This is a genomic window from Pseudomonas sp. NBRC 111133 (assembly GCF_001320605.1).
Classification (GTDB): domain Bacteria; phylum Pseudomonadota; class Gammaproteobacteria; order Pseudomonadales; family Pseudomonadaceae; genus Aquipseudomonas; species Aquipseudomonas monteilii.
In genome coordinates, this window is record NZ_BCBJ01000058.1 from 60,849 (window position 1) to 87,468 (window position 26,620).

The following is a 26,620-nucleotide window of genomic DNA, read 5'->3' on the forward strand; positions in this document are numbered from 1 at the left end:
GCACTGCATGAACAAAAGGACGTTACTGGCCTGTGCCGGCGCTGTGGCAGGTGTGCTGGCGGGCGCCTATGCGCTGGTGGGCAACAGCTCGACGCAGCCCGCTGCCGCCGCATGGCCGGCAACCAAGGTGGCGCTGGCCACGGCCGAGCAGGTGCAGGTGGCGCGGCAGAACTTTGCCTCGGGGGAGCTGGAGGCGGTCAACCAGGTGCAGGTGGCGGCCGAGGTGGCGGGGCGCATTACCGGTATCGCGTTCGAGTCGGGGCAGACCGTCACGGCCGGGCAGGTGCTGGTGCAGCTCAATGACGCCCCGGAGCAGGCACAGCGCGTGCAGTTGCGGGCCAAACTGCGCAACGCCGAAGTGGTGTTGCAGCGCAGCCGCAAACTGCTGGCAATGCATGCCGTTTCGCAGGAGCTGTTCGATAACGCCGCCACTGCCGTGGATGTGGCCAGCGGCGAGTTGCAGCACGTCGAGGCGTTGATCGCGCAGAAGGCAATCCGTGCGCCGTTCGCCGGCAAGCTGGGTATTCGCCGGGTGCATCAGGGCCAATACCTGGGCGCTGGCGAGACCATCGTCAGCCTGGCAGATACCCGCCTGTTGCACGTCAACTTTTCACTGGGCGAGCAGGCCGCGCCCGAGGTGCAGGTGGGGCAGGTGCTGGCACTGGGTGTGGATGCCGTGCGCGGCCAAGGCTTTCAGGCCCAGGTAGTGGCGGTCGACCCGGTTGTCAGCAAGGCGCGCCTGGTGCAGGTGCAGGCCGCCTTGGCGAACCCGGACGGGCAGTTGCAACCGGGCATGTACGCCAGCGTGCGCCTGGACGCGGCGCAGCCATCGACCGTGCTGGCCGTGCCGGAAACCGCAATTACCTACACCGCCTATGGGCAGACGGTGTTCGTCGCCACCCGGGACGCGGAACACGGCACCCGTGTGAAACGGGTGCAGGTCACCACCGGTGAGCGCTGGCAGGGGCGGGTGGAGGTGACCTCTGGTCTTGCGCCGGGTGATCAGGTGGTGGTCTCTGGCCAGCTGAAACTGAACGATGGCATGTCTGTCGAGCCGGTGGCCCAGGACAGCCTGCAGGCCAGCCAGGGAGGGCGGCAATCGTGAAGTTCACTGACGTCTTCGTGCGCCGCCCGGTGCTGGCGCTGGTGGTCAGCAGCCTGATCATCCTGCTGGGGCTGTTTGCCATGGGCAAACTGCCGATCCGCCAGTACCCGTTGCTGGAAAGCTCGACCATCACCATCAGCACCGAGTACCCCGGGGCCTCTGCCGAGCTGATGCAAGGCTTCGTGACCCAACCGATTACCCAGGCGGTGTCATCGGTGGAGGGCATCGACTACCTGTCCTCGTCCTCGCAGCAGGGACGCAGCCTGATTACCCTGCGCATGGTGCTGAACCGCGACTCGACCCAGGCACTGGCCGAGACCATGGCCAAGGTCAACCAGGTGCGCTATCGCCTGCCGGAAAAAGCCTACGACCCGGTGGTGGAGCTGTCGGCAGGTGACTCCACTGCCGTCGCCTACGTAGGCTTTGCCAGCGATACCTTGTCGATACCCGAGCTGAGCGATTACCTGTCGCGGGTGGTGGAACCGCAGTTCTCCGGCATCGACGGCGTGGCGAAGGTGCAGTCGTTCGGCGGGCAGCGCCTGGCGATGCGCCTGTGGCTGGACAGCGAGCGCATGGCCGGGCGCGGGGTGACGGCAGCCGATGTGGCGCAGGCAGTGCGTGCCAACAACTACCAGGCAACGCCCGGCCAGGTGCGCGGCCAGTACGTGCTGGCCGACATCCAGGTGGACACCGACCTCACCCGGGTCGAGGACTTTCGCGAGCTGATCATCCGTAACGCGGGCACCGAACTGGTACGCCTGCGCGATGTCGGCACCGTCGAGCTGAGTGCGGCGGCCACCCAGACCAGTGCCACCATGGATGGCAAACCGGCCGTGCACCTGGGCTTGTTCCCCACGCCAACCGGCAACCCGCTGGTGATTGTCGAGGGCATTCGCCAGCTGCTGCCGCAGATTCAGCAGACCCTGCCACCGGGTGTGCATGTGGCGTTGGCCTACGAGACCGCACGCTTCATCGACGCCTCCATCCACGAGGTGCTGCGCACCCTGGTAGAAGCGATGCTGATCGTGGTGCTGGTGATCTGGCTGTGCCTGGGTTCGCTGCGCAGTGTGTTGATTGCGGTGGTGGCCATCCCGTTGTCGATGCTCGGCGCTGCGGGCCTGATGCTGCTGTTCGGCTTCAGCCTCAACCTGCTGACCTTGCTGGCGATGGTATTGGCCATCGGCCTGGTGGTGGATGATGCCATCGTGGTGGTGGAGAACGTGCACCGCCATATCGAGGAGGGCAAGTCGCCGGTTGCTGCGGCATTGGCCGGGGCACGGGAAATTGCCGGGCCGGTGATTGCCATGACCCTCACACTGGCGGCGGTTTATGCACCCATCGGGCTGATGGGCGGGCTGACCGGCACGCTGTTCCGCGAGTTCGCCCTGACCCTGGCGGGGGCGGTGATCGTGTCTGGCGTGGTGGCGCTTACCTTGTCGCCGGTGATGAGCTCGCTGCTGCTGCAACCCGGTCAGCAGCACGGCGCAATGGCCAACCTGGCGGACCGGTTGTTCGGGGCGCTGACCGGGGCTTACGGGCGGGTGCTGGCTTACACCCTGTCTCATCGCTGGATCAGTGGCGGCGTGGCACTGCTGGTGTGCCTGAACCTGCCCTGGCTGTACCTGCTGCCACAGCGCGAACTGGCACCCCCCGAGGACCAGGCGGCGGTGCTTACGGCCATCAAGTCGCCGCAGCATGCCAGCCTGGAGTATGCGGAACGCTTTGCGCTGAAGCTCGACCAGGTGATGAAGTCTATTGCCGAAACCACCGACACCTGGATCATCAACGGCACCGACGGCCCGGCCGCCAGTTTCGGCGGCATCAACCTCAGTGCCTGGCAGGCTCGCGAGCGCTCTGCTGGACAGGTGCAGGCGCAGCTTCAACAGGCAGTTGCGGACATCGAAGGCAGCAGCATTTTCGCCTTCCAGGTGGCCTCGCTACCGGGCTCCAGCGGAGGCTTGCCGGTGCAGATGGTGCTGCGCAGTGCCCATGACTACCCCGAGCTCTATCAGACCATGGAAGCCCTCAAGCAGCGTGCCCGCGACAGTGGTTTGTTCGCCGTGGTGGACAGTGACCTGGACTACAACAACCCGGTGGTGAAGGTGCGCATCGACCGGGCCAAGGCAGCCAGCCTGGGCATCAGCATGCAGGCCATCGGCGAGTCGCTGGGTGTGCTGGTGGGCGAGCAGTACCTCAATCGCTTCGCCCTGTTCGGGCGCTCCTACGACGTGATTCCGCAGAGCATTCAGGACCAGCGCCTGACGCCTGCGGCGCTCAACCGCCAGTATGTGCGCGCCGAGGACAACAGCCTGGTGCCGCTGGCCACGGTGGTGCACCTGAATATCGAGGTTGCGCCTAATCGCCTGCTGCAATTCGATCAGCAGAATGCCAGCACCTTGCAGGCGATACCGGCGCCGGGTGTGTCGATGGGCAATGCCGTGGCATTGCTTGAGCAACTGGCCAGTGAGTTGCCGCCTGGCTTCAGCCACGACTGGCAATCGGAATCACGTCAGTACGTGCAGGAGGGCTTTGCCCTGATGTGGGCGTTTCTTGCCGCGTTGGTGGTGATCTATCTGGTGCTGGCGGCGCAGTACGAAAGCCTGGTGGATCCGCTGATCATCCTGGTGACCGTGCCGCTGTCGATCTGCGGTGCACTGCTGCCGCTGGCGCTGGGCTGGGCCACGTTGAACATCTACACGCAGATCGGACTGGTGACGTTGATTGGCCTCATCAGCAAGCACGGCATCCTGATGGTGGAGTTCGCCAACGAGATCCAGGTGCGCGACAACCTTGATCGTGCGGCGGCTATCGTCCGTGCTGCGCAGATACGTTTGCGGCCTGTGCTGATGACCACGGCGGCGATGACATTTGGCGTGCTGCCGCTGCTGTTCGCCAGTGGTGCCGGGGCCAACAGCCGCTTCGGGCTGGGGGTGGTGATTGTGTGCGGGATGCTGGTGGGCACCTTGTTCACGTTGTTCGTGCTGCCGACGGTGTATGGGTGGCTGGCGCGGGATCATCGGGTGGTGTCGGTGCGCAGCAAGCAATTGATCGAGGCCGAACAGCAATTGCGGCCGCTCTAGGAGCGGCCTTGCGTGCCTGAGATCAGACAGGCGAGCGATCCCGGCGCATCTGGGTGACCAGTGTAAAGCGGTCATCCGGATGCACCGTCTCGGAAACCGCCATCAAATCGCCGTTTTCCTCGCGGTAATGGCGAATGATCTTCAACCCCGGTGAACCCGCCTCGGCCTTCAGCGCGCGGGCCATTTCCGCTGTCAGCAACACCGCCCGCACTTGCTGGTCGACCACCGCGATCGCCCGGCCATAGTGCTGTTCGATCAACCCGGCAATCAGCTGGTCGGGGTGTTCGCGGGCCAGTTCGATGACCTCGGCATAGTCGCGCTGCGCATACACGTCGGTCCAGCAAAGGGGCGCCGCATTGTGCAGGCGGTCGACGCGGATACTGGACACGCAGAAGTAGTGCTCACCCGGTACCAGCCCCAGCCGCGCCGCTTCGCTCAAATCGGCAACGAAGTGCCGCACGTCCTGAATTTCCCGCTGCTGGGTTTCGGCCAGGTGCGCAAGGTCGGCCACGCTGGCCAGCGATTGCGAGTAGCCACCGCGCGGGCTGCTGGCCTCCACCCGGGTACCCACGCGCTTGCGCCGCGACACCAGCCCCTGGTTGAGCAACTGGTTGATGGCCGCGCGCACCGTGTGCCGGCTCACATCGTAAAGGTCGCACAGCTCGAACTCGGTCGGCAGCAGGCTGCCCACCGGGTAACGGCCGCTGGCGATGCCTTCCATCAAGTCCTTTGCCACGGTGGTGTAGCGCGTCGGGTTCATACGGTTGGTCTGTCGGGCACAGTGTGTGGAGGCACAGTGTACCAGCCCCCTCACGCGGCCCGCTGGGCGCGCAGCAGCAACGCCGCCACCGCACAGCCCAGCAATGCCAGGCACGCAAGGTAGAACGCATCGCTGTAGGCCATCAGGTACGCCTCTCGCCGAACAGTGGCTGCCAACCCTTCCAGCACCTGCTGCTGGTGCGGTAGCCAGCTTTGCACTGTCTGGTTGACACGCTCCTGCACCGCGGGCTCGAACACCGTCACCTGTTCGTGAATTCGCTCACTGTGAAAGCGCTCCCGGGTCGCCACCAGTTGCGTCAACCCGGCCGTGCCAATGGCGCCCCCCAGGTTGCGCAGCATGGAGAACACCGCCGAGGCCGAGCCGGCCTCGCGCTTGTCCAGCCCGGCCACCGCCAGCACCGACAACGCCACCATGATGAACGGCTGGCCAATGCCTCGCACCACCGTGGACGGGATGATCACGTTGTCGGCACTGTCGGCGCTCAGGCTCGCCCCCAGCCAGCAACCCAGCGCCATGATCAGAAAGCCACTGGCGACCATGAACTTGGCGCTGGTCCAGCCCATCAGGCGTGGCATCAACGGTGCCAGCAGCAGCTGCACCACACCATAGGCAATCAGCGCCACGCCTACGTCGTGCGCACTGAAACCTTGCAACTGCGACAGGTAGTTGGGCACCAGGAATACCAGGCCGAATGTGGCGGCGCCAAAGATGAACATCGCCACGCTGGCGACACCGAAGTTGTAACGGCCAAGCAGCCGCAGGTTGATGAACGTACGCTGGCCGAACAGTTGGGTCACCACGAACACCACCAGTGCGATACCGGCGAGCACGCTCATGCCGACAATGAATGGCGAGCCAAACCAGTCCAGCCGGCCGCCTTCTTCCAGCACGATCTGCAGGCCGCCCAGGCCGACCACCATGGCCGCGATACCCAGCCAGTCACCCTTGCGCAACAGTTCGAGCCTCATCGGCTTGGCCTCGATCGACCAGGCGATGGCGCACAGCAGCGCAATGCCGGGGAACAGTTGCAGGTAAAAGATCCAGCGCCATGAATACGCATCGGTCAGCCAGCCACCAATCGACGGCCCGGCCGCTTGCGCCACGCTGTTGGCCAGGCTGAACAGCGCCATGCCCATGGCCATCTTGCTGGCCGGCAGTTCGGTGATGATCAACTGGAACGACAGCGGGATCAGCACCGCCCCCGCAGCGCCCTGGATAACCCGAATGGCAATCATCGCCTCCAGATTGGGTGCCCATGAGCAGGCCACCGATGCCAGCAGGAAAACGAACGACCCCGTCCACATGACCCGCCGCAGCGAGAACACCTCCACCAGCCAGGCGGTCAGCGGAATCATCACGATTTCCGCCACCAGGTAGGCGGTGGAAATCCACGAGCCTTCCTCGAAGCTGGCGCCCAGCGAGCCGCGGATTTCCGGCAGGGCAGCGCTGGTGACGTGCACGTTCATGCCGGCCATGAAGCAGCCGAACAGGCCACCCAGCACTGCCACCCAGGCACGCAGCGAGACCGGTTGTTCAGTGCGCATCGATAACCTCTGCGGGGCGGGTGTCGACGGTGGTGACCACCGACATGCCGGGCAGCACTTGTGGGCCATCCAGCGGTTTGTCGAGCAGGATGCGCACCGGGAAGCGCTGGACGATCTTGGTGAAGTTGCCGGTGGCATTGTCGGACGGCAGGAGGGCGAAGACATTGCCGGAGGCTGGCGAGAAACTGGCCACATGACCGTGCAGTGGCTGGCTGGCGAAGGTGTCTACGCGTATTTCTACCGGTTGCCCGGCGCGCATGTGGGCCAGTTGGGTTTCCTTGTAGTTGGCCACCACATAGGCCTGCTGCAGGGGCACCACGGCCAGCAGTGGCTGGCCCGGCACCACATACTGGCCGGCGCGCACGCGGCGCTGGCCAACCACACCGTCGATGGGCGCGCGGAGCATGGTGTCCTGCTCATCCTGTTCGGCCAGTCGCTGGCGGGCCAGCGCGTGGGCCAGCGCTGCTTCTTTCTGTTTCAACGTGGCGTCGGCCTGGGCGGATCGTGCCTTGGCCATGGCCAACTGCGCGCGCTGTTCGCGCAATGCGGCCTGCGCGCCCTGCAGTGCGGCCTGGGCCTGCGAGGCAGCGGCACTGGCGCTTTCCAGGCGCTGTACCGTTGCGGCATCGTCACGCACCAGGCCACGGTAGCGTTGCATGTCCAGCTCGCTGCGCCGATGTTCGGCTGCAGCGCCCTGCACGGCGGCTTCTGCCTGCAGGATGGCTTGCTGCTGTTGGTTGATGCGCTCGGCCGCCACCTGCTGGCTGGCCTGGGTGGCGGTCAGCGCCGCCTGGGCTTCGGCCACGCCGGCCTGGGCCTGGTCGAGGCGGGCCTGATAGTCGCGGGCTTGCAGGCGTACCAGTACATCGCCGGCTTTTACCGGTTGGTCGTCATCGACCTCTACCTTGGCCACGTAGCCGGCCACACGAGGGCTCATGGCCACCCAGTCGGCACGGATGTAGGCGTCGTCGGTGGTTTCCAGGTAGCGGCCGGTGGTGAGCCAGTAGCTGGTGAAGGCCAACAGGGCGATGGCTGCCAGGCTGCCACCTGCGATGTATGCCAGACGGCGAGATACGGCCATGCCCTTCTGCTCAACGGCGGTTGACGCGGTTTGTTCTACAGCAGCATTCATGATCTCTATCCATTCTTGATGTTTGGAACTACCACCGCCCGCCCAAAGCGCGAAACAGGTTGACCTGTGCTTGTGCCAGGCGCCCTTGGGCCTGGACATGGCTACCCCGCAAGCGGATCAGTTCACGCTCACTGTCGAGCAACGCCAACCCGTCCACGGTGCCGGCCCGGTAGTTGCTTTGGGCCAGGGCAAAGCCGCGCTGGCTGTGCGCCAGGGCCGCGTCCAGTGCCTGCAACCGCTGTCGCTCGCCGTCGTAACGAGCCAGCGTCTGGCGCACGTCTTTCAGTGCCCGCAACGCCACACCTTGGTAATGGGCCACCTGCGCTTGCTGCAATGCTTCGGCTTTGCCGACCCGAGCGCGGTTGGCTTTGACGTTGGGGAACTCCCAGCGGATCAGCGGGCCGATGCCGAACATCACCGCACGGCTGTCGCCCAGGTTGGCAAGGTGGTGGTCCGAGGACGTCAGCGATGCGCCGAAGCTGACCTTCGGGTACAGGTCGGCCCGGACGATTTCGGTCTCGAGCGTGGCAGCTTGCAGTTCCCGTTCGGCCTGGCGTACATCCGGGCGGCGTGCGAGTAACTGCCAGCCGTCGCCAACCGGCAAGGGCGCCGACAGCGAAGGGATGGACGTGCAGGTGCTGGCCTCGGCCAAAGAGGCCTGGCCGCTGAGCATGCCCAGCTCGTACAGCGCCATCTGCCGTCGGGCCTCCAGCATCGGCAACCGCGCCCGCACCTGTTCACGCAGGCCCAGCAGGCGTTCGCTGTCCAGGGCCGTGGCAACGCCGGCCTGGTGCTGGCGCTCGCTGAGGTGCACGCTGTGGTCGAGGGTTTGCAGCGACTGGCGGGCTTCGTCCAGGCGAGCCGTGTAGATGCACTGGTCGATATAGGCCCGGCTGGTCTGGGCCACCACCTGCAGGCGCACCAGGTCCAGCGCGGCCTGGGTGGCTTCAGCCTGCACCTGTGCACGCGCAATGGCGGCGCGTACCTGGCCCCAGACATCCACCTGGTACGCCAACTCGATGCCCGGGTTGAATTGCCATTGTGATGGCGCGTGGCTGTCAGTCGCTTCGGCCAGGGTCTGGTCATCGGCGCTCTTGCCGTACGTCGCGGCAAGGCCCACGGAGGTGGACGGCCAGCGCCTGGCATCGAATTCCCCTATGCCCGCCAGCATGGCCTGCACATTCGCTTCGGCCTGCTTCAGGTCCTGATTGTGCGCCAGGGCTTGCTGCACCCAGTGGTTGAGCTGTGGGTCCCGGAACAGTGCCCACCAGCGCTCCGGCAGAGGTTGCTTGCGGGTGCCAGCCGGCAGGCTGGCCAGCGGGTCCGCTTGCAGTGCGGTGGGTGGCTCGGCCGGTGTGGGGTGCCGGGCGCAAGCCGCCAGCACGCTCAGCATGCCGATGGCGGCGCCAAGCCGGGCAGGAAAAGGGAATGATTGCAGTAGAGGCATCACACACGTCGCTTCAGGGGTGGTGATGCGAGGTTAACGATGGCGAGCCAGGCCTCGCTGCCGCAAGCAGGACAACCCTGCGCGTAAGTGGGACAACCTGTCAGTCAGTACCCGCGCGCGCAGCCGTTCTGCCAGTCGCTGGGGGCGTAGCCGAGGATGCGCTTGAACATGGCGGCAAAGGCGCTGGCGCTCTGGTAGCCATGTTCCAGTGCCACATTCAGGATGGGCTGGCCGTTGGCCAGGCACTGCTGGCTGAGCATCACCCGGGCCCGGGCGCGCCATTCGCCATACGACATGCCCACCTCGCGCTGGAACAGCCGCGCCACGCTGCGGGCACTCATGTTCAGCTGTGCGCCGCATTGTTCCAGGGTCAGGTCCTGAGCCGGGTCCTGCAAGAAGCGCTCGCACCAGGCACGCAAACGCGCCTGGTGCGGCAGTGGCACAAAGGCATCGATGCGCCTGGCAGTGGCCAACTCACACTGAATCAACGCCCGCACGTGTTCGCCGTCTCGCAGGTCGAGCAGGCGCGCTGCAGCCAGGATCAGCTCGTGCAGCAGGCCGGACACAACGATCACCTGGCAATGCGCGACGCGTGCCTCAAGCAACAAGGTGCGCATGCTGACCGCGCCCTCCATGCGAATGGCATGGCTGACACCGGCGGGCATCCATAACGCGTGCCCGCCGGGGATCACCCAACTACCGCCCTCGCTGCTGACCCGCATCACACCGCTGGCGGCGTAGATCAGCTGGTCTTCGGCGTGGCAGTGGCTGGCGACTTCATCGCCGTGCCGGTAATCCATTCCCAGTGCTTGCATGTGGGCATCCTCGATAGTGGATCCGAGTATACGGTGGTTGAGCGATGCTCGATTGCTAAGGGTTGCCGCACATTGGAATTAGATTGTTCTTATGTTGCTATTTTTGCGTTAAATAAGACATAAAATTGCTGAAGCGTAGGGAAATGCGAGTTTTCGTATCAGCGAGTCCGACGTATGTGATGCGGCGGCATCGCGCACGCGCCGCCGAATACTTCACAGCGTTGGCCAGGGCATTGATGAACGAAATAGAACTGACCCGCTAAACGGCTTCTCTCATGGCCGCAACCTTGCCGGGGCCGCATGGCGGCCCTTTTGCGACACAAGGGGCCGCCCCTTGCAATGTATGCCTCTCAATCACTCCCTAGGGGCAAGCTCATATGCAGCAAGGGAAATGGCCAGCCCTCGCCATCCAGCGGCGAACGGCATGTCTGGATGAAACCGTAATGCCGGTAGAAGCCCACAGCCTGCGGGTTTTGCTCGTTGACGTCGACACTCATTGAATGGCGCGATTGGCGGCCGAAGTCCAGCAGCGCGCGGCCAATGCCTTGCCCATGAAGGTCGGGGTCGACGAACAGCATTTCCACATGCTGCTCGTTGAAGCCGATGAAGCCCAGCGGCTGGTCATCCGTGTCGACTGCTACCCACAGCTCGACGGCCGGGAAGTAGATATCGCGCAGCTGTGGCAGCAACGCGTCGATGTCGGCGGGTTGCAGAAAACGGTGTGTAGCGCGCACGGCGCGCAGCCAGATGTCGAGCAGCTGCGGGTAGTCGGCAGCATTTCCTTGGCGAATGATCATGAGGTCATCCTGAGTGGATTGATGGCGTGTGGGCGCGCCGGTGATTGGCGGCCATGCAAGGGTCGGCATCATGAATGACCGCTTCGCGAATCAACGCCTGGGCGGTGCACGGCAGGGGAGGCCGGAAGGGAAGTGAGGAGGGTACCCGGATTGGGTTGTCTGAGCCAGCACCGGGGATACAAGTCTGCACCTTTGACTCGGTCAGGATTACTGTCAATGCTGCAATTGACCCGCAAAACAAGCATGGCCCCGGGAGCGCCAATGAACCGAAACGAACTGCGCAAAGCCGATATCAACCTGATGGTGGTGTTCGAAGCCCTGATGCAAGAGCGCAACCTCACCCGTGCGGCAGAAAAACTGTTCATCGCCCAACCCACGGTCAGCGCCGCGCTGGCCAGGTTGCGGGCGATGTTCAACGACCCGTTGCTGCTCCGTGTGGGCAACCGCATGGAACCGTCGGCCAGGGCCGAAGAGGTGATCAAGTACCTCACCCCGGCGCTGGATGCGATGTCCATCGCCCTCAGTCTGTCCCATGACTTCGACCCGGCAACCAGCAACATGACGTTCCGCATCGGTTTGTCCGATGACGTGGAGTCGGGCTTGCTGCCGCCACTGCTGCGGGCCCTGCGGGTGGAGGCGCCGAACGTGGTGGTGGTTGTGCAGCATGTGGATTACTGGCGCATACCGGATTTGCTGGCAGCAGGCGATGTGACGGTTGGCATCAGCCAGACCAGAGGGCTGCCAGCCAACGCCAAGCGCAAGGTGCTGCGCACCCTGCAGGGCAGGGTAGTGCGGGCCGACAAGTCAGCCCCCAGCCATGCCAAGCCACGCGTGCGGGTTGGCCTGGAACAGGTGGCATATGCTCGGTAACCTGCGCCTCGACCGGGAAACCGAACGTGGTGAAGCGAAAGCGTGCGCCGTTGCTCAGGTACGGGCCGGAGCCATCATGAAAACGGATGTCCGCTGCATTGCGGTAGTACGTTGGCAACGCCCGCGTGTCATCCAGTTGTTGCCAGACGGCTTCGGCAGTGAGGCCGGCGATGATGATTTTGTTCGAGGCAAAGTTCTCGGTGGTGCCGGGCACGATGAGCAGTACGTCTGCGCCATGCGCGTTGGGCGCCCAGCCACCGGGTACCTGGACCTCGACACCTTCTGTACGCTGGCGCACGCAATCGTCTCGCTGGGCAGCGGTGCCTTTCACGGTGTCAGCGATGAAGCGCTGGCGCGTAACGGCAGGGCGCGGCGGGTATGCCTGTCGGTGCCGAGCTTTCTGATGCTGCTGGAGGTGTTGCGCAGCAGTTCAGTGGGTGCGCAAGTTGCTTTCGAGCGTTTCGCACAAGTGAGCCAAGGCTCGCTGAAAGACCGGGTGGCAATCTTTGTAAGGCAGTTCGTCGAGGTGTGCATGTACAACCGCGCCGGTTGCAGCTGCGCTTCCATCACCTGCTGCGTGCGCGCCATGAGAATGCCCAGCTCGGCTTGGGCCTCTACGGGCAGGGCGGCCAGTGAGTTGAACGGCGCCCGTGCGCTGAGTATCAGGTAGCCGGGCAGTGCGCTGTTCATGCGGTGGTTCAGCACCCAGTGCACGGTTTCGTGGATGATGAAGCGGGAGGGGATGTCCAACTTCGCCTGCATTTCACGCCTTTCTGAAAATGCGGTGATGTTGATTTTGGCTGGTGTTTCACCGCCCTGCGGTCGGGCCGCAGAGCGGCCCGACCGCACGTTGTGAAGTACTTCAGAACGCCCCTTGCAAGGTCACCATGAAGTTGCGCGGTTCGCCATAGAAGTTGCCCCAGGCCGGCGCACCGATGGTGGCGTAGTACTTCTTGTCGAACAGGTTGTTGCCGTTGAGCGCAACAGTCCAGTTCGGGTCGACGCGGTACTGCACGCGGCCGTTCCACACGGTGTAGCCGGCCTGCTCGACACGGGTAGTGCCTGTAGTGCGGAAGTTTTCGCTCTGGCTGTTCAGGCCGGCGCCGACGGTGAAACGCTCCAGTGCACCGCCCAGTTGGTAGTCACCCCACACCTTGAGCATGTGCCGCGGGATGAAGCTGGAGGTGAAGGTCAGCTCGGTCGGGTCGGTGTCTTCGATGGTATTCAGGTACTTGGTCTGGGTGTAGGTGTAGCCCGCCAGCAATTGCAAGCGCTCGAGTGGCGAGCCGCTGATCTCTGCTTCGAAACCCTGGGCACGCACCTTTCCGCTGTCGGTGTAGCAGTAGCCGTCGCCTGAAGGGCAGGCTTCGTTGTAGTCGCTTTCTGCGCGGTGCTTCTCGACAGTGCGGAACAGGTTGAACGAGGTGTTCAGCGCGCCATTGAGCAGCTCGCCTTTGATGCCAACCTCGTAGTTGGCACCGGTCTTGGGCTGAAGCGACTGCCGCTCGGCATTCACCTTGTCGCTTTGCGGCTGGAAGATGTCGGCGTAGCTGGCGTAGGCGGTCCACTGGTCGTTCAGGTCATACAGCACGGCGGCGAACGGCGTGACCTGGCCGTTTTCCTGGCTGCGATTGTTTACCCAGTACTCATAGCGCTGGGTGTAAGCATCGCTCTTGTTGCGGTACCAGCTGACGCGGGTGCCCAGTACCAGGGTCAGTGGTTCTGCCAGCTTCAGGCGCAGGTTGGCGTAGGTGCCATATTGGGTCGTGGTGGAGTCGGTGGGAATGCTACCGCCTCGCAGGGGGAGGACCAGATAGTCGTCCTTGGACGGGTGCGGGAAGTCCGCCGACGGGGCGAACGGGTTCTGGCTACCGCTCAACCCCATCAGCGCGAAGTAGTCATGGGTTTTCTGCCGGCTGGCGTTGGCACCGATGATCAGCTCGTGCTGCAGGCCGAAGGCTTCGAACTTGCCATCGACGTAGCTATCGAAGCCATAGTCGTCCTGGTCGTAGTCGAAACGGCCGGCATAGCGGCCGATGCTGGCGCTGGTGGCGCCGACCGGTACCGAACCTTCGGAATAGCCGTATTCGATGTTCTGGTTGTTGTGGGTGTAGACCGAGGCGAAGTTCAGCGTCCAGTCATCGTTGAAACGGTGCTTGAGGTCGGCAAAGCCGGTAATGCGCTGGCTTTGCAGGTCGTTCCAGCTAGCGCCCAGGCAGGTGGAGCGAGACAGCTTCAGGTCGCTGCCATCGGCATAGCGTGGCAGGCCGTGGTAGCACGGGGTGGCATCCACATCCTCGTAGGCCAGGCCGAAGCCCAGGGTAGTGTCGGGGCTGACATCCCAGTCGATGGCGCCGTACAGAATCTGGTCCTGGCGCTTGGCAATGTCATAGAAGTACTGACGGTCCTGCAGCGCTGCCACGGCCCGACCACGCACCGTGCCGGACTCGTTGAGCGGGCCGCCCACATCCACCTGGCCGCGGTAGTTGTCCCAGCTGCCGGCAGACAGGGTGACGGTGGTGGCGGCCTTTTCCTGGCCACGCTTGCGCACGAAGTTGACGCCGCCGGCGGAGGAGCCGGAGCCCTTCATCATGCCGGCTGCGCCCTTCAGGATTTCGACACGGTCGTAGAACGCCATGTCGCTGGAAAAGCTGTTGGCCTGCACGTAGTTGCCACCCACGTCCAGCGGCACGCCGTCGTACTGGTACTGGCCGTCCAGGTTGAAACCGCGGGAGTAGAAATATTTGCCGCCCATGGGCGAGTCGTACACGGTGATGCCCGGGGTCTTGTCCAGCACCTGTTCCAGCGTGTTGAGGTTCTGGTCGTCGAGCATCTTGCGGGTCATCACGGTGACCGACTGCGGGGTTTCCTTCAGCGTGTGCACGCCCTTGCCGATGGTCACGGCGCGGGCGGTGTAAGACTCAGTGCCTTCGCTGGTCGCATCCAGCCGGTTGGCATCGATGTTCAGTGGCCCCAGTTCCATCACCGAACCGTTGTCTGAAGGCACCAGCACATAGCCGCCATTACCCTGGCGTTGTGCCTGCAAGCCACTGTTGTTCAGCAGCCGCACCAGCGCTTCCTCGATGCTGTAGCTGCCTTCCAGGCCTGCGCTGTTCAGGTTGCGCGTTTGTTCGGTGTCGAACGAAATGGTGACGCCCGCCTGCACGCCAAACTGGGTGATGGCGTTGCCCAGAGGGCCTGCGGCAACATGGTAGGCGGTCTGACTCTGGGCCATTGCCTGGGCAGGCATCAGCAGCAGGCCTGGCGCGCTGGCCAGGGACATGCCGAACAGCACCAGGCGCACGGCCTGGCTCAGCGTGGTAGGGGTGGGGTGCAGGTGAGGCATTGGGTGATCCTTCCGTGTCATGGCAGAAAGTCGCTGTCGTCGCGGCTTTTGTCAGGGACGGACGAGAATAAAAATCAGCAAGATTTGAGCGAAAGTTTTTTCACCAGCCGTTCAGGCAGGCTCCACATTCACCCAGTAGCGGCTGAGGTAGCGCACCCTTACAGGCAGGGTTTTCGGCAGGTTGGCCAGCGCAATATCGGTATTGTCGACACGGAATGCGCCGGAAATGCTCATGGCCCGGATTGATGAGGCGCAGCGCAGCACGCCCGGCCGATAGCGGCCCAGCTCTTCGATGAAGTCGCCCAGGCGCCAGTCGTTCACGCTCAGCATGCCCTGTAGCCAGGCCGTGGAGTCGGCGGGCAGGGCATGGGCAAGGGTGAAGTCTTGCTGGTCAAAGCACGTTTGCTGCCCGGCCTGCACGTGCAGCACCCGGTCAGGATGGCGCTGCGGGCGTACATCGACGCTGGCCTGCAACACGCCCACGCGTGTCTGCTGTGCCAGTTTGCGAACGCTGAACTCGGTACTGCGGGCCAGCACGCTGCCGTCGTCGGTGTGCACGATGAACGGGCGCTGCTGAATGTCGCTGGCCGGGCGCACGAGGATCTCCCCCTGGTACAGCTGGATTGCCCGCACTTTCCTGTCAAAGCGCACATCCAGCGCGGTACCCACGTTCAGTTCCAGCTGCGAGCCATCCGCCAGCTCTACAGCGCGCCGCTCGCCGGTACCGGTACGTTGTTGCGCCATCAAGGCGCGATAGGGCACCTGCTCTGTTGCCAGCCAGCCACCGCCGCCCATGGCCAGCAGCAGGCTCAGCACTTTCAGCACATCGCGCCGCTGCGTCTGCGCCGCGCCCAGGCTGGACAGCGCCGCGTGTGGCGGCACCGTGGCCCATTGTTGCTGAAGTTTTTCAACGCGCGCCCAGGCAGCGGCATGCTGAGGGCTGGCCTTTAGCCACTGGCGCCAGGCGTGGGTGCGGGCTTCATTGCTGTCGCCATCGTTGAGCTGCACGTACCAGGTGGCAGCGGCTTCCAGGGTTTTGACGTCCATGCCGTTCAGCCTTCGACTGCCAGCAGGCAGCGGGTCATGGCCTTGATCAGGTGATTCTTCACCGTGGTGACCGACACACCAAAGCGCTCGGCCGCAGCCCCATAGGTCAGGCCTTCCAGTTGCACGGCGAGAAAGATGGCACGGGTCTTGGGGCCGAGTTCGTCGAGCAGGCTGTCCACGGCCATCAGCATTTCGATGATCGACAGGCGAACCTCTGGTGATACCTCCACCGGCTCCGGTCGCAGGGCCAGGGCTTGCAGGTAGGCTTTTTCGATAGCGCGGCGGCGCACTTTGTCGATCAGGAGGGAGCGGGCGATGGCGCTGAGGTAGCTGCGCGGTTCGCGAATGGGGAGCTGGCTGCGGGCCGTCATCACCCGCAGGAACGTATCGTGCGCCAGGTCGGAGGCATCGGCTGCGTTTCCCAGGCGGGCGCGCAGCCAGCCTTTCAGCCAGCTGTTGTTTTCGCTGTAGAGCTGGTGGAGGGCCTGGTGATCGAGCGTCGACATGGCGTCAAATTCGCAATATGAATAGGAATTGATCGCATTGTCGCGATGAGCCAAGGTGATTGCAAGGAGGTTTGTCCATTGGGGCTGCGATGCAGCCCCAAGCACTGAGATTAGAACCCCGCCTCCAGGCCCAGCAGGTCCTGCACGGTCTGCCGCCGGCGAATCATGCGCAGCGCCCCTTCCTCGATCAGGAACTCCGGCAGCAGCGGCCGGCTGTTGTAGTTCGACGACATCGACGCCCCATAGGCCCCGGCATCGTGAATCACCAGCAAATCGCCCACCTGCGCCTGGGGCAGGTCCTGTGGGGTCAGCTCCTGGTCGTCCTGGGTGAACACATCCCCCGACTCGCACAGCGGCCCGGCCACCACGGTCGGCTGGCGTGGTCGGTCCACTGGCTGGCCGTTGGCATCGAGCAGGGTCATGCCGTGGTATGCACCGTACATCGCCGGGCGCATCAGGTCGTTGAAGCCGGCGTCGATCATCACGAAGGTATTGCGCCCCACCTGCTTCACGGCGCGCACTTCGGCCACCAGATAGCCGGATTCCGCCACCAGGAAGCGCCCAGGCTCGATCTCCATGCGCACCGGGTGGCCGAGCATCGCTTCGATTTCCTTGCGCGCCACCGCCCAGGTCTGGGCGTAGCGCTGCAGGTCGACCGGTTTGTCAGTGCTGCGGTACGGGGTGGAGAGCCCGCCGCCGATGGAAAACGCCTCGATGTCCACGCCCAGGCGGCCAATCAGCTCGATCATCGAGCGAGCCACCTGCTCCAGGTGCTGGTAGTCCACACCGGAACCAATGTGCATGTGCACGCCCACCAGGTGCAAGCCATGGGCCTTGATGCAGGCCAGTGCCTCCTCCAGCTCTTCGTGCCAGATACCGTGCTTGCTGTTCTCGCCGCCGGTGTTGGTCTTGCGGCTGTGGCCATGGCCAAAGCCCGGGTTGATGCGGATCCACACGCGGTGGCCGGGCGAGCGTTCACCCAGTTGGCGCAGCATGTCGATGGAACCCGCGTTCACTTCGATCTTCGAGGCCACCACGCGCTCCAGGGTCGGCCGGTCCAGCGCGTCGCAGGTCAGCACCACGCCGGCAGGGTCGCCGTCCACGCGGGCACCCGCTGCGAAGGCCCGCTCCATCTCACCCAGCGATACGGCGTCCAGCACCAGACCATGGGCGCGCATCAGGCGCAGCACGTGAAGGTTAGGGTTGGCTTTCTGGGCGAAGCGTACGGTGTCGAACACCTTCAACTGCTCGACACGTTCGGCGATGGTGCTGGCGTCGTACGCCCACAGCGGCGAGCCGTGCTGGCGGACAGCTTCGGCCAGGAGGGAGAAAGGTGCGGTCATGGTGGCGCTACTCATAGAAGGATGACCGCGAGGATGAGCCAAACAAGGAATTCAGAAAAATAGCTATTTTTCTGCCAGTCATTCATATCTGATATACCCATTGCTGACTTTGCCGGGTACTGCTGTGAAACTCTCCGTCCGCCATATCGAAGTGTTCCGTGCCATCATGGCCGCTGGCAGTGTGACCGGTGCTGCGCGCCTGCTGTTTACCTCGCAGCCCACTGTCAGCCGCGAGCTGGCGCGGCTGGAGCAGGTGACCGGGCTGAGCCTGTTCGAGCGCGAGGGTGGGCGCCTGGTGGCGACTGCCCAGGCGTTGCTGTTGATCGAAGAGGTCGAGCGCGCCTACGTCGGGCTGGAGCGGATCGACCGTTTTGCCCAGGCCATTCGCAATTTCGAGCAGGGGAGGCTGGCCATCACGTGCCTGCCGCTGTTCTCCCAGACGTTGCTGCCCAAGGCTTGCCAGCGCTTCCACCAGCAGCATCGGGGCGTGAGCGTGAGTATCCTGGCGCAGGAATCGCCATTGCTGGAAGAGTCTCTGATCGCCCAACAGCATGACCTTGGCCTGACCGAGGTCGAGCAGATACCGCGCGGTGCCTATGGCGAGCTGCTGTTCAGCGCCAACATGGTGTGCGTGCTGCCCGCGCATCACCCGCTACAGGCAAAAGCCGAGCTGGAACTTGCCGACTTTCATGAGGTGGACTTCATCAACCTGGCCAGACTGGACACTTACCGGCAGCGCCTGGACCAGTACTTTCGCGCGGCGGGGGTAAACCGCCGCACGGTGATCGAGACCACCAGTGCCGCCTCGGTGTGTGCCATGGTCAGGCAAGGGTTGGGGGTGGCGATCATCAACCCGTTGAGCGGGCTGGAGGCGGCGCAGGGCGGGTTGCCGATCCGCAGGTTGCGGGTGTCGGTGCCGTACCAGGTGATGCTGATACGGCCAGACCACAGGCCGGCTTCGGCGGCGGTGGAGCCGTTTTGCGAGGCGCTGCGGGTGCAGGCCAAAGAGATGCAGCAAGCGTTGGCGTGATCCTTGTGGGAGCGGGCATGCCCGCGAAGCAGGCGACGCGATGGATGGCACCGGCTGTGCCGGTGTTCGCGGGCACGCCCGCTCCCACAGAGACCGCGCTGGTGTTCAGTTAATCACAGCTCGCAGACGAAGGTCCCGGTCCCGGCCAGGATGTTCTCCAGGGTTTCTTTCACTTCATCCAGGTCGCTCAGGTCGCTGGTCAGGTTGATTTCCAGCACCTCATCCCCCTTCAGCGCATCGCGGTCGCCGGCGGCCACTTCAATCAGCAGGCGCTTGGCGCTGAGGGTCACTTTCAGCCCGTCCAGCGTCGATGGTTCGTCATCCAGGGTCAGGTCGACGGTGTCTTCGTCCGGGTAGCGGGTAAGCAGAAACATCTGGCCCTTGTCGCTGTGGCAGCACAGGGTCGCCATGTTGTCTTCCTCGTCATCGCAAGGGGTGGCGAAGAGCAGGGCGGTGTTGATTTGCATGAGCGGGCTCGGATCAAAGTGAATGGAAGGGAATTCTGACAGTCTTGCGTACAGGCATAAACGTAAAGTTACCGCCCCTTGACCGAAATTGTCGCAGCGCTGCAAGCCTTGATGACCGATCAGTCGTTAAGCTTCGGCGAGCCCTGGGCGTGCCCGCGCACGTTCAACGCCTGGTTTTACCGTCCGCCTTGCCACGGGTTGGCTATCGTTGATCCGTACACGGCGCACGCAGCGACGCTTCAACTATTACAAAGCCCAAGCGGAGTACCACAGATGGCGTTCTTCACCGCAGCCAGTAAAGCCGACTTCCAGCATCAACTGCAAGCGGCCCTGGCGCAGCACATCAGCGAACAGTCCCTGCCACAAGTGGCGCTGTTCGCCGAGCAGTTCTTCGGCATCATCTCTCTGGACGAACTCACCCAACGCAGGCTTTCCGACCTGGCCGGCTGCACCCTGTCAGCCTGGCGCATCATCGAACGTTTCGACCCCGAATACCCGCAAGTGCGGGTATACAACCCTGATTACGAGCGCAACGGCTGGCAATCGACCCACACCGTGGTCGAGGTGCTGCACCACGACCTGCCGTTTTTGGTCGACTCGGTGCGCACCGAGCTCAACCGTCGTGGCTACAGCATCCACACCCTGCAAACCACCGTGCTCAGCGTGCGCCGTGGCGCCAAGGGCGAGCTGCTGGAACTGCTGCCCAAGGGTACCCAGGGCGAGGGCGTGCGCCACGAGTCGCTGATGTACCTGGAGATCGACCGCTGCGCCAATGCCGCAGAGCTGACCGTGCTGGCCCGCGAGATCGAGCAGGTGCTGGCCGAGGTGCGGGTGGCAGTCGCCGATTTCGAGCCGATGAAGGCCAAGCTGCGTGACGTGGTGGCCGAGGTGGAACAGACCGCCTTCGGCCCGGCGCAACACGAAAAGGGCGAGGTCAAGGCCTTCCTCGAGTGGCTGCTGGACAACCACTTCACCTTCCTGGGCTATGAAGAGTTCACCGTCAAGGGCGATGCCGATGGCGGCCAGATGGTTTACGACGAGCAGTCGTTCCTCGGCCTGCCGCGCCGCCTGCGCGTGGGCCTGACGGCCGAAGAGCTGCGCATCGAAGACTACGCCGTGGCCTACCTCAACGAACCGCTGCTGCTGTCGTTCGCCAAGGCCGCGCTGCCTAGCCGCGTGCACCGCCCGGCCTACCCGGACTACGTGTCGATCCGCCAGCTGGACGCCGACGGCAAGGTCATCAAGGAACACCGCTTCATGGGCCTGTACACCTCGTCGGTGTATGGCGAAAGCGTGCATGCCATTCCTTACATCCGCGTCAAGGTAGCCGAAGTCGAGCGCCGCTCGGGCTTCGACCCCAAGGCACACCTGGGCAAGGAACTGGCCCAGGTGCTGGAGGTGCTGCCGCGCGACGACCTGTTCCAGACGCCGATCGACGAGCTGTTCACCACCGTCATGGCGATCGTGCAGATCCAGGAGCGCAACAAGATCCGCGTGTTCCTGCGCAAGGACCCGTACGGCCGCTTCTGCTACTGCCTGGCGTACGTGCCGCGGGAGATCTACTCCACCGAAGTGCGACAGAAAATCCAGCAAGTACTGATGGAGCGCCTGAAGGCCAGCGACTGCGAGTTCTGGACCTTCTTCTCCGAATCAGTGCTGGCCCGTGTGCAACTGATTCTGCGGGTAGACCCAAAAAACCGCATCGACATCGACCCGCAGCAGCTGGAACGCGAAGTGATCCAGGCCTGCCGCTCGTGGCATGACGATTATTCGACGCTGGTCGTGGAGAACTTCGGCGAAGCCCAAGGCACCAACATCCTCGCTGATTTCCCCAAGGGCTTCCCGGCCGGCTACCGTGAACGCTTTGCCGCGCACTCGGCCGTTGTCGACCTGCAGCATGTGCTGAGCCTGTCGGAAAGCAAGCCGCTGGCCATGAGTTTCTACCAGCCGCTGACCCAGGTGGGTGAGCGCATCCTGCACTGCAAGCTGTACCACGCCGACACCCCGTTGGCGCTGTCCGACGTGTTGCCGATCCTGGAAAACCTTGGCCTGCGTGTGCTGGGCGAGTTCCCGTACCGCCTGCGTCACGCCAATGGCCGCGAGTACTGGATTCACGACTTCGCCTTCACCTACAGCGAAGGCCTGAGCTTGGATATCCAGCAGCTCAACGACACCTTGCAGGACGCCTTCATCCACATCGTGGGCGGTGATGCCGAGAACGATGCCTTCAACCGTCTGGTACTCACCGCTGGCCTGCCTTGGCGTGACGTGGCGCTGCTGCGCGCTTACGCCCGTTACCTGAAGCAGATCCGCCTGGGCTTCGACTTGGGTTACATCGCCAGCACCCTGAACAACCACACCGACATCGCCCGCGAGCTGACCCGGTTGTTCAAGACCCGTTTCTACCTGGCGCGCAAGCTCACCCAGGATGACCTCGACGACAAGCAGCAGCGCCTGGAGCAGGCCATCCTGACCGCGCTCGACGACGTGCAGGTACTCAACGAAGACCGCATCCTGCGGCGCTACCTGGACCTGATCAAGGCCACCCTGCGCACCAACTTCTATCAGCCGGATGCCAACGGCCAGAACAAGTCGTACTTTAGCTTCAAGTTCAACCCCAAGCTGATCCCCGAGCTGCCCAAGCCGGTGCCCAAGTTTGAAATCTTCGTTTATTCGCCTCGGGTCGAGGGCGTGCACCTGCGCTTTGGTAACGTCGCCCGTGGCGGCCTGCGCTGGTCTGACCGTGAAGAAGACTTCCGCACCGAAGTGCTGGGCCTGGTCAAGGCCCAGCAGGTGAAGAACTCGGTCATCGTGCCGGTCGGCGCCAAGGGCGGTTTCCTGCCGCGCCGCCTGCCACTGGGCGGTAGCCGGGACGAGATTGCCGCCGAAGGCGTGGCGTGCTACCGCATCTTCATTTCCGGCCTGCTCGACATCACCGACAACCTCAAGGACGGTGGCGTGGTGCCGCCGGCCAACGTGGTGCGTCACGACGATGATGACCCGTACCTGGTGGTGGCGGCCGACAAAGGCACCGCCACCTTCTCCGACATCGCCAACGGCATTGCCATCGACTACGGCTTCTGGCTGGGCGATGCCTTTGCCTCGGGCGGTTCGGCCGGTTACGACCACAAGAAGATGGGCATTACCGCGCGTGGAGCCTGGGTGGGCGTGCAGCGCCACTTCCGCGAGCGCGGCATCAACGTGCAGGAAGACCCGATCACCGTCATCGGCGTGGGCGACATGGCCGGCGACGTGTTCGGCAACGGCCTGCTGATGTCCGACAAGCTGCAACTGGTGGCGGCGTTCAACCACCTGCACATCTTCATCGACCCCAACCCCGAGCCTGCGTCCAGCTTTGCCGAGCGCAAGCGCCTGTTCGACCTGCCGCGTTCGGCCTGGAGCGATTACGACACCAGCATCATGTCTGAAGGCGGCGGTATCTTCCCGCGCAGTGCCAAAAGCATCGCCATCAGCCCGCAGATGAAAGAGCGCTTTGCCATCGAGGCCGACCGCCTGACCCCGACCGAGCTGCTGAACGCGTTGCTCAAGGCACCGGTCGACCTGCTGTGGAACGGCGGTATCGGCACCTACGTAAAGGCCAGCAGCGAAAGCCACGCCGATGTCGGCGACAAGGCCAACGACGCGCTGCGGGTAAACGGCAACGAACTGCGCTGCAAGGTGGTGGGCGAGGGCGGCAACCTGGGCATGACCCAGCTCGGCCGAGTGGAGTTCGGCCTGAACGGCGGCGCCACCAACACCGACTTCATCGACAACGCCGGCGGCGTGGACTGCTCCGACCACGAGGTCAACATCAAGATCCTGCTCAACGAAGTGGTGCAGGGTGGCGACATGACCGAGAAGCAGCGTAACCAGCTGCTGGGCAGCATGACCGACGAAGTCGGCAACCTGGTGCTGGGCAACAACTACAAGCAGACCCAGGCGCTGTCGCTGGCCGCCCGCCGCGCCCGCGAGCGGATTGCCGAGTACAAGCGCCTGATGGCCGACCTGGAAGGTCGTGGCAAGCTGGACCGCGCCATCGAGTTCCTGCCGTCCGAAGAGCAGTTGGCTGAACGCCTGGCTGCCGGCCAGGGCCTGACCCGCGCCGAGCTGTCGGTGCTGATCTCGTACAGCAAGATCGACCTCAAGGAGCAACTGCTCAAGTCGCTGGTGCCGGACGACGACTACCTGACCCGCGACATGGAAACCGCCTTCCCGCCGTCGCTGGTCAGCAAGTTCGCCGAGGCCATGCGCCGCCACCGCCTGAAGCGCGAAATCGTCAGCACCCAGATCGCCAACGACCTGGTCAACAACATGGGCATCACCTTCGTCCAGCGCCTGAAGGAGTCGACCGGCATGAGCCCGGCCAACGTGGCCGGGGCCTATGTGATCGTGCGCGACATCTTCCACCTGCCGCACTGGTTCCGCCAGATCGAGGCTCTGGACTACCAGGTGCCGGCGGAAATCCAGCTCACCCTGATGGACGAGCTGATGCGCCTGGGCCGCCGTGCCACCCGCTGGTTCCTGCGTAGCCGCCGTAACGAGCAGGACGCCGGGCGCGACACCGCGCACTTCGGGCCGAAGATTGCGCAGTTGGGGCTCAAGCTGGACGAGCTGCTGGAAGGCCCGACCCGCGAACGCTGGATGGTGCGTTACCAGGGCTTTGTCGACGCCGGTGTCCCGGAGTTGCTGGCGCGCATGGTGGCCGGTACCAGCCACTTGTACACCCTGTTGCCGATCATCGAAGCCGCCGACGTTACCGGCCATGAACCGGCGCAGGTGGCCAAGGCGTTCTTCGCCGTGGGCAGCGCGCTGGACCTGACCTGGTACCTGCAGGAAATCAGCAACCTGCCGGTGGAAAACAACTGGCAGGCCTTGGCCCGCGAAGCGTTCCGCGATGACATTGACCTGCAGCAACGGGCAATCACCATCTCGGTATTGCAGATGGCCGATGCACCGGAAGACATGGACGCCCGCGTGGCGCTGTGGGCCGAGCAGCACCGGGTGATGGTGGAGCGCTGGCGCGCCATGCTGGACGACCTGCGCAATGCCACGGGCACCGACTATGCGATGTACGCGGTGGCCAACCGCGAGCTGGTCGACCTGGCCATGAGCGGGCAGGCGGCGGTGGTGCCGTCCTGATCATCAGGCTGAAATGAAAAAGCCCCGGCAGTGATGCCGGGGCTTTTTTGTATTACCTGTTCTGGCTTACTTGAACCTGCGCTCCACGCCTTTCTCCACCAGAATCTTCGCCGAAATCTCTTCCACCGAAAAATGCGTGGAATTGATGTTGGGAATGTTCTCCCTGCGGAACAGGCTCTCCACCTCACGCACTTCGAACTCGCACTGGGCAAAGCTGGAATAGCGGCTGTTGGGCTTGCGCTCGTGGCGGATGGCGGTGAGGCGATCGGGGTCGATGGTCAGGCCGAACAGCTTGTTGTGGTGCTTTTTCAGCACTGCCGGCAGCTGCAGGCGCTCCATGTCGTCCTCGGTCAGCGGGTAGTTGGCGGCGCGGATGCCGAACTGCATGGCCATGTACAGGCAGGTCGGGGTCTTGCCGCAACGCGACACGCCAACCAGAATCAGGTCGGCCTTGTCGTAGTAGTGGGTACGCGCGCCGTCGTCGTTGTCCAGGGCGAAGTTCACAGCCTCGATGCGTTCCATGTAGTTGGAATTACCGCCAATCGAGTGCGATTTACCCACGGAATACGACGAATGGGCGGTCAATTCCTGCTCGAGCGGGGATAAAAAAGAGGAAAAGATGTCGATCATGAAGCCATTCGACGTCGCCAGGATCTCACGGATGTCCTGATTGACGATGGTGTCGAAGATGATCGGGCGCACCCCGTCACGCTCGGCGGCAGCGTTGATTTGCTGGACCATGGTCCGCGCTTTGTCCGGCGAATCGATGTACGGGCGGGTAAATTTGTTGAACGGAATGCTCTCGAATTGCGCGAGCAAACTCTGGCCCAGGGTTTCGGCAGTGATACCGGTGCCGTCGGAGATGAAGAACGCGGTTCGTTTCATTTGCGATCTGGGCCTTAAGCTGATGACGTTTCTTGGATATGATAAGTTCGGTTTGCCGAATGCGGCTGTCGGCATTCTCACTTATTTTCCAGGTACAGGCCACAAACGCCCGGCCAAGTCACAGAAGACAGGCGGGCGCCTTTTTGAGCTTTTCCAACACAGTTAGTGGAGAGATCACCTTGGTAGAGTACGTAGTTTCCCTCGATAAGCTCGGCGTCCATGATGTGGAGCATGTGGGGGGCAAGAACGCATCCCTGGGCGAGATGATCAGCAACCTTGCCGGTGCTGGTGTATCGGTGCCGGGCGGCTTTGCCACTACGGCGCAGGCGTACCGCGATTTTCTCGAACAGAGTGGTCTCAACGACCGGATCCATGCCGCGCTCGACGCGCTGGACGTGGATGACATCAATGCCCTGACCAAGACCGGCGCGCAGATTCGCCAGTGGGTCATGGAAGCCGAGTTCCCGCCGCGTCTGGATTCGGAAATCCGAACCGCATTCGCCGCGATGGCTGCCGGCAACGACAACATGGCGGTTGCCGTGCGCTCCTCAGCCACTGCCGAAGACCTGCCAGACGCCTCGTTCGCAGGCCAGCAGGAAACCTTCCTCAACATCCGCGGCGTTGACAACGTGATCCGCGCGGCCAAGGAAGTGTTCGCCTCGCTGTTCAACGACCGCGCCATCGCCTACCGCGTGCACCAGGGCTTCGACCACAAGCTGGTGGCCCTGTCGGCTGGCGTGCAGCGCATGGTCCGCTCCGAAACCGGCACCGCCGGCGTCATGTTCACCCTCGACACCGAGTCGGGCTTCCGCGACGTGGTGTTCATCACGGGCGCCTACGGCCTGGGCGAAACCGTGGTGCAGGGTGCGGTCAACCCTGACGAATTCTACGTGCACAAGAACACCCTGCAGGCCGGCCGCCCGGCCATCCTGCGCCGCAACCTGGGCAGCAAGGCCATCAAGATGGTCTACGGCGAAGAAGCCAAGGCTGGCCGTTCGGTCAAGACCGTGGAAGTGGACCGCGCCGAGCGCGCACGCTTCTGCCTGAGTGATGCCGAGGTCAGCGAGCTGGCCAAACAGGCCATGATCATCGAGCAGCACTACCAGCGCCCGATGGACATCGAGTGGGCCAAGGACGGTGACGACGGCAAGCTGTACATTGTCCAGGCCCGCCCTGAGACCGTGAAAAGCCGTTCCAGCGCCAACGTCATGGAACGCTACCTGCTGAAAGAAAAAGGCACCGTACTGGTCGAAGGCCGTGCCATCGGCCAGCGCATCGGCGCCGGC

At 63.7% G+C, this 26,620-nt stretch carries 18 protein-coding genes and 1 pseudogene; 7 read left to right on the forward strand and 12 right to left on the reverse strand.

The window, feature by feature from the left end; all coding sequences use genetic code 11:
- Nucleotides 1-7 precede the first annotated feature (7 nt).
- Nucleotides 8-1,105 (forward strand): efflux RND transporter periplasmic adaptor subunit, encoded by a 1,098-nt coding sequence (locus tag APH36_RS12190; RefSeq protein WP_060498820.1) that lies wholly within the window; start codon nt 8-10, stop codon nt 1,103-1,105.
- Complete coding sequence (locus APH36_RS12195; RefSeq protein WP_060498821.1) at nt 1,102-4,185, forward strand: MexW/MexI family multidrug efflux RND transporter permease subunit; 3,084 nt, start codon at nt 1,102-1,104, stop codon at nt 4,183-4,185. Before APH36_RS12190 ends, APH36_RS12195 begins: the two co-directional genes overlap by 4 nt.
- A gap of 22 nt (nt 4,186-4,207) precedes the next feature.
- Here the strand turns inward: APH36_RS12195 and APH36_RS12200 are convergent, their stop codons facing one another.
- From APH36_RS12200 to APH36_RS12225, 6 genes are all read right to left on the reverse strand, one after another.
- Complete coding sequence (locus tag APH36_RS12200; protein ID WP_060498822.1) at nt 4,208-4,945, reverse strand: GntR family transcriptional regulator; 738 nt, start codon at nt 4,943-4,945, stop codon at nt 4,208-4,210.
- Nucleotides 4,946-4,995: 50 nt separating this feature from the next.
- On the reverse strand, nt 4,996-6,510 hold the full coding sequence (locus APH36_RS12205; protein ID WP_060498823.1) for a DHA2 family efflux MFS transporter permease subunit: 1,515 nt from the start codon (nt 6,508-6,510) through the stop codon (nt 4,996-4,998).
- Nucleotides 6,500-7,642 (reverse strand): HlyD family secretion protein, encoded by a 1,143-nt coding sequence (locus APH36_RS12210; protein WP_060498824.1) that lies wholly within the window; start codon nt 7,640-7,642, stop codon nt 6,500-6,502. The genes APH36_RS12205 and APH36_RS12210 overlap by 11 nt, the downstream gene beginning before the upstream one ends.
- A 28-nt stretch (nt 7,643-7,670) precedes the next feature.
- A complete protein-coding gene (locus tag APH36_RS12215) occupies nt 7,671-9,089 on the reverse strand; it encodes an efflux transporter outer membrane subunit (protein WP_082426379.1) in 1,419 nt (472 codons plus the stop codon).
- Between the two features lie 104 nt (nt 9,090-9,193).
- Complete coding sequence (locus APH36_RS12220) at nt 9,194-9,904, reverse strand: helix-turn-helix transcriptional regulator (RefSeq protein ID WP_060498825.1); 711 nt, start codon at nt 9,902-9,904, stop codon at nt 9,194-9,196.
- A gap of 350 nt (nt 9,905-10,254) precedes the next feature.
- Nucleotides 10,255-10,701, reverse strand: coding sequence for an acetyltransferase (locus tag APH36_RS12225; RefSeq protein ID WP_060498826.1), 447 nt, complete (start codon nt 10,699-10,701; stop codon nt 10,255-10,257).
- Nucleotides 10,702-10,962: 261 nt separating this feature from the next.
- On the opposite strand from APH36_RS12225, the pseudogene APH36_RS12230 reads away from it, so the two are divergent.
- Nucleotides 10,963-11,508, forward strand: a pseudogene (locus APH36_RS12230) (LysR family transcriptional regulator); the annotation flags it as partial.
- Between the two features lie 139 nt (nt 11,509-11,647).
- Nucleotides 11,648-12,241, forward strand: a complete 594-nt coding sequence (locus APH36_RS33155; protein ID WP_156342130.1) for a hypothetical protein — start codon at nt 11,648-11,650, stop codon at nt 12,239-12,241.
- A 192-nt stretch (nt 12,242-12,433) separates the two neighbouring features.
- Here APH36_RS33155 and APH36_RS12240 read toward each other — a convergent pair whose 3' ends face one another.
- From APH36_RS12240 to lysA, 4 genes are all read right to left on the reverse strand, one after another.
- Nucleotides 12,434-14,917, reverse strand: a complete 2,484-nt coding sequence (locus APH36_RS12240) for a TonB-dependent receptor (protein WP_060498828.1) — start codon at nt 14,915-14,917, stop codon at nt 12,434-12,436.
- 111 nt (nt 14,918-15,028) lie between these two features.
- Nucleotides 15,029-15,964: a FecR domain-containing protein gene (locus tag APH36_RS12245; RefSeq protein WP_060498829.1), complete on the reverse strand. Its 936-nt coding sequence runs from the start codon at nt 15,962-15,964 to the stop codon at nt 15,029-15,031.
- A 5-nt stretch (nt 15,965-15,969) separates the two neighbouring features.
- Entirely contained in the window at nt 15,970-16,470 is a 501-nt protein-coding gene (locus tag APH36_RS12250) for a sigma-70 family RNA polymerase sigma factor (protein WP_060498830.1), read from the reverse strand.
- 110 nt (nt 16,471-16,580) lie between these two features.
- Entirely contained in the window at nt 16,581-17,813 is a 1,233-nt protein-coding gene (lysA, locus tag APH36_RS12255; protein WP_060498831.1) for a diaminopimelate decarboxylase, read from the reverse strand.
- Between the two features lie 124 nt (nt 17,814-17,937).
- On the opposite strand from lysA, the gene APH36_RS12260 reads away from it, so the two are divergent.
- The gene (locus APH36_RS12260) at nt 17,938-18,843 is read left to right on the forward strand and encodes a LysR family transcriptional regulator (RefSeq protein WP_060498834.1); all 906 of its coding nucleotides are present in this window, start codon (nt 17,938-17,940) and stop codon (nt 18,841-18,843) included.
- Nucleotides 18,844-18,956: 113 nt separating this feature from the next.
- Here the strand turns inward: APH36_RS12260 and APH36_RS12265 are convergent, their stop codons facing one another.
- Nucleotides 18,957-19,310, reverse strand: coding sequence for a hypothetical protein (locus tag APH36_RS12265; protein ID WP_009684028.1), 354 nt, complete (start codon nt 19,308-19,310; stop codon nt 18,957-18,959).
- A gap of 273 nt (nt 19,311-19,583) precedes the next feature.
- Here APH36_RS12265 and APH36_RS12270 point away from each other — a divergent pair, with 273 nt between their 5' ends.
- A complete protein-coding gene (locus tag APH36_RS12270) occupies nt 19,584-24,449 on the forward strand; it encodes an NAD-glutamate dehydrogenase (protein ID WP_060498832.1) in 4,866 nt (1,621 codons plus the stop codon).
- Between the two features lie 66 nt (nt 24,450-24,515).
- On the opposite strand, the gene APH36_RS12275 is transcribed toward APH36_RS12270, so the two are convergent.
- The gene (locus tag APH36_RS12275) at nt 24,516-25,334 is read right to left on the reverse strand and encodes a pyruvate, water dikinase regulatory protein (RefSeq protein ID WP_012271263.1); all 819 of its coding nucleotides are present in this window, start codon (nt 25,332-25,334) and stop codon (nt 24,516-24,518) included.
- A 179-nt stretch (nt 25,335-25,513) separates the two neighbouring features.
- Here APH36_RS12275 and APH36_RS12280 point away from each other — a divergent pair.
- A partial coding sequence (locus tag APH36_RS12280; RefSeq protein ID WP_305729023.1) for a PEP/pyruvate-binding domain-containing protein occupies nt 25,514-26,620 on the forward strand: 1,107 nt, incomplete at its 3' end.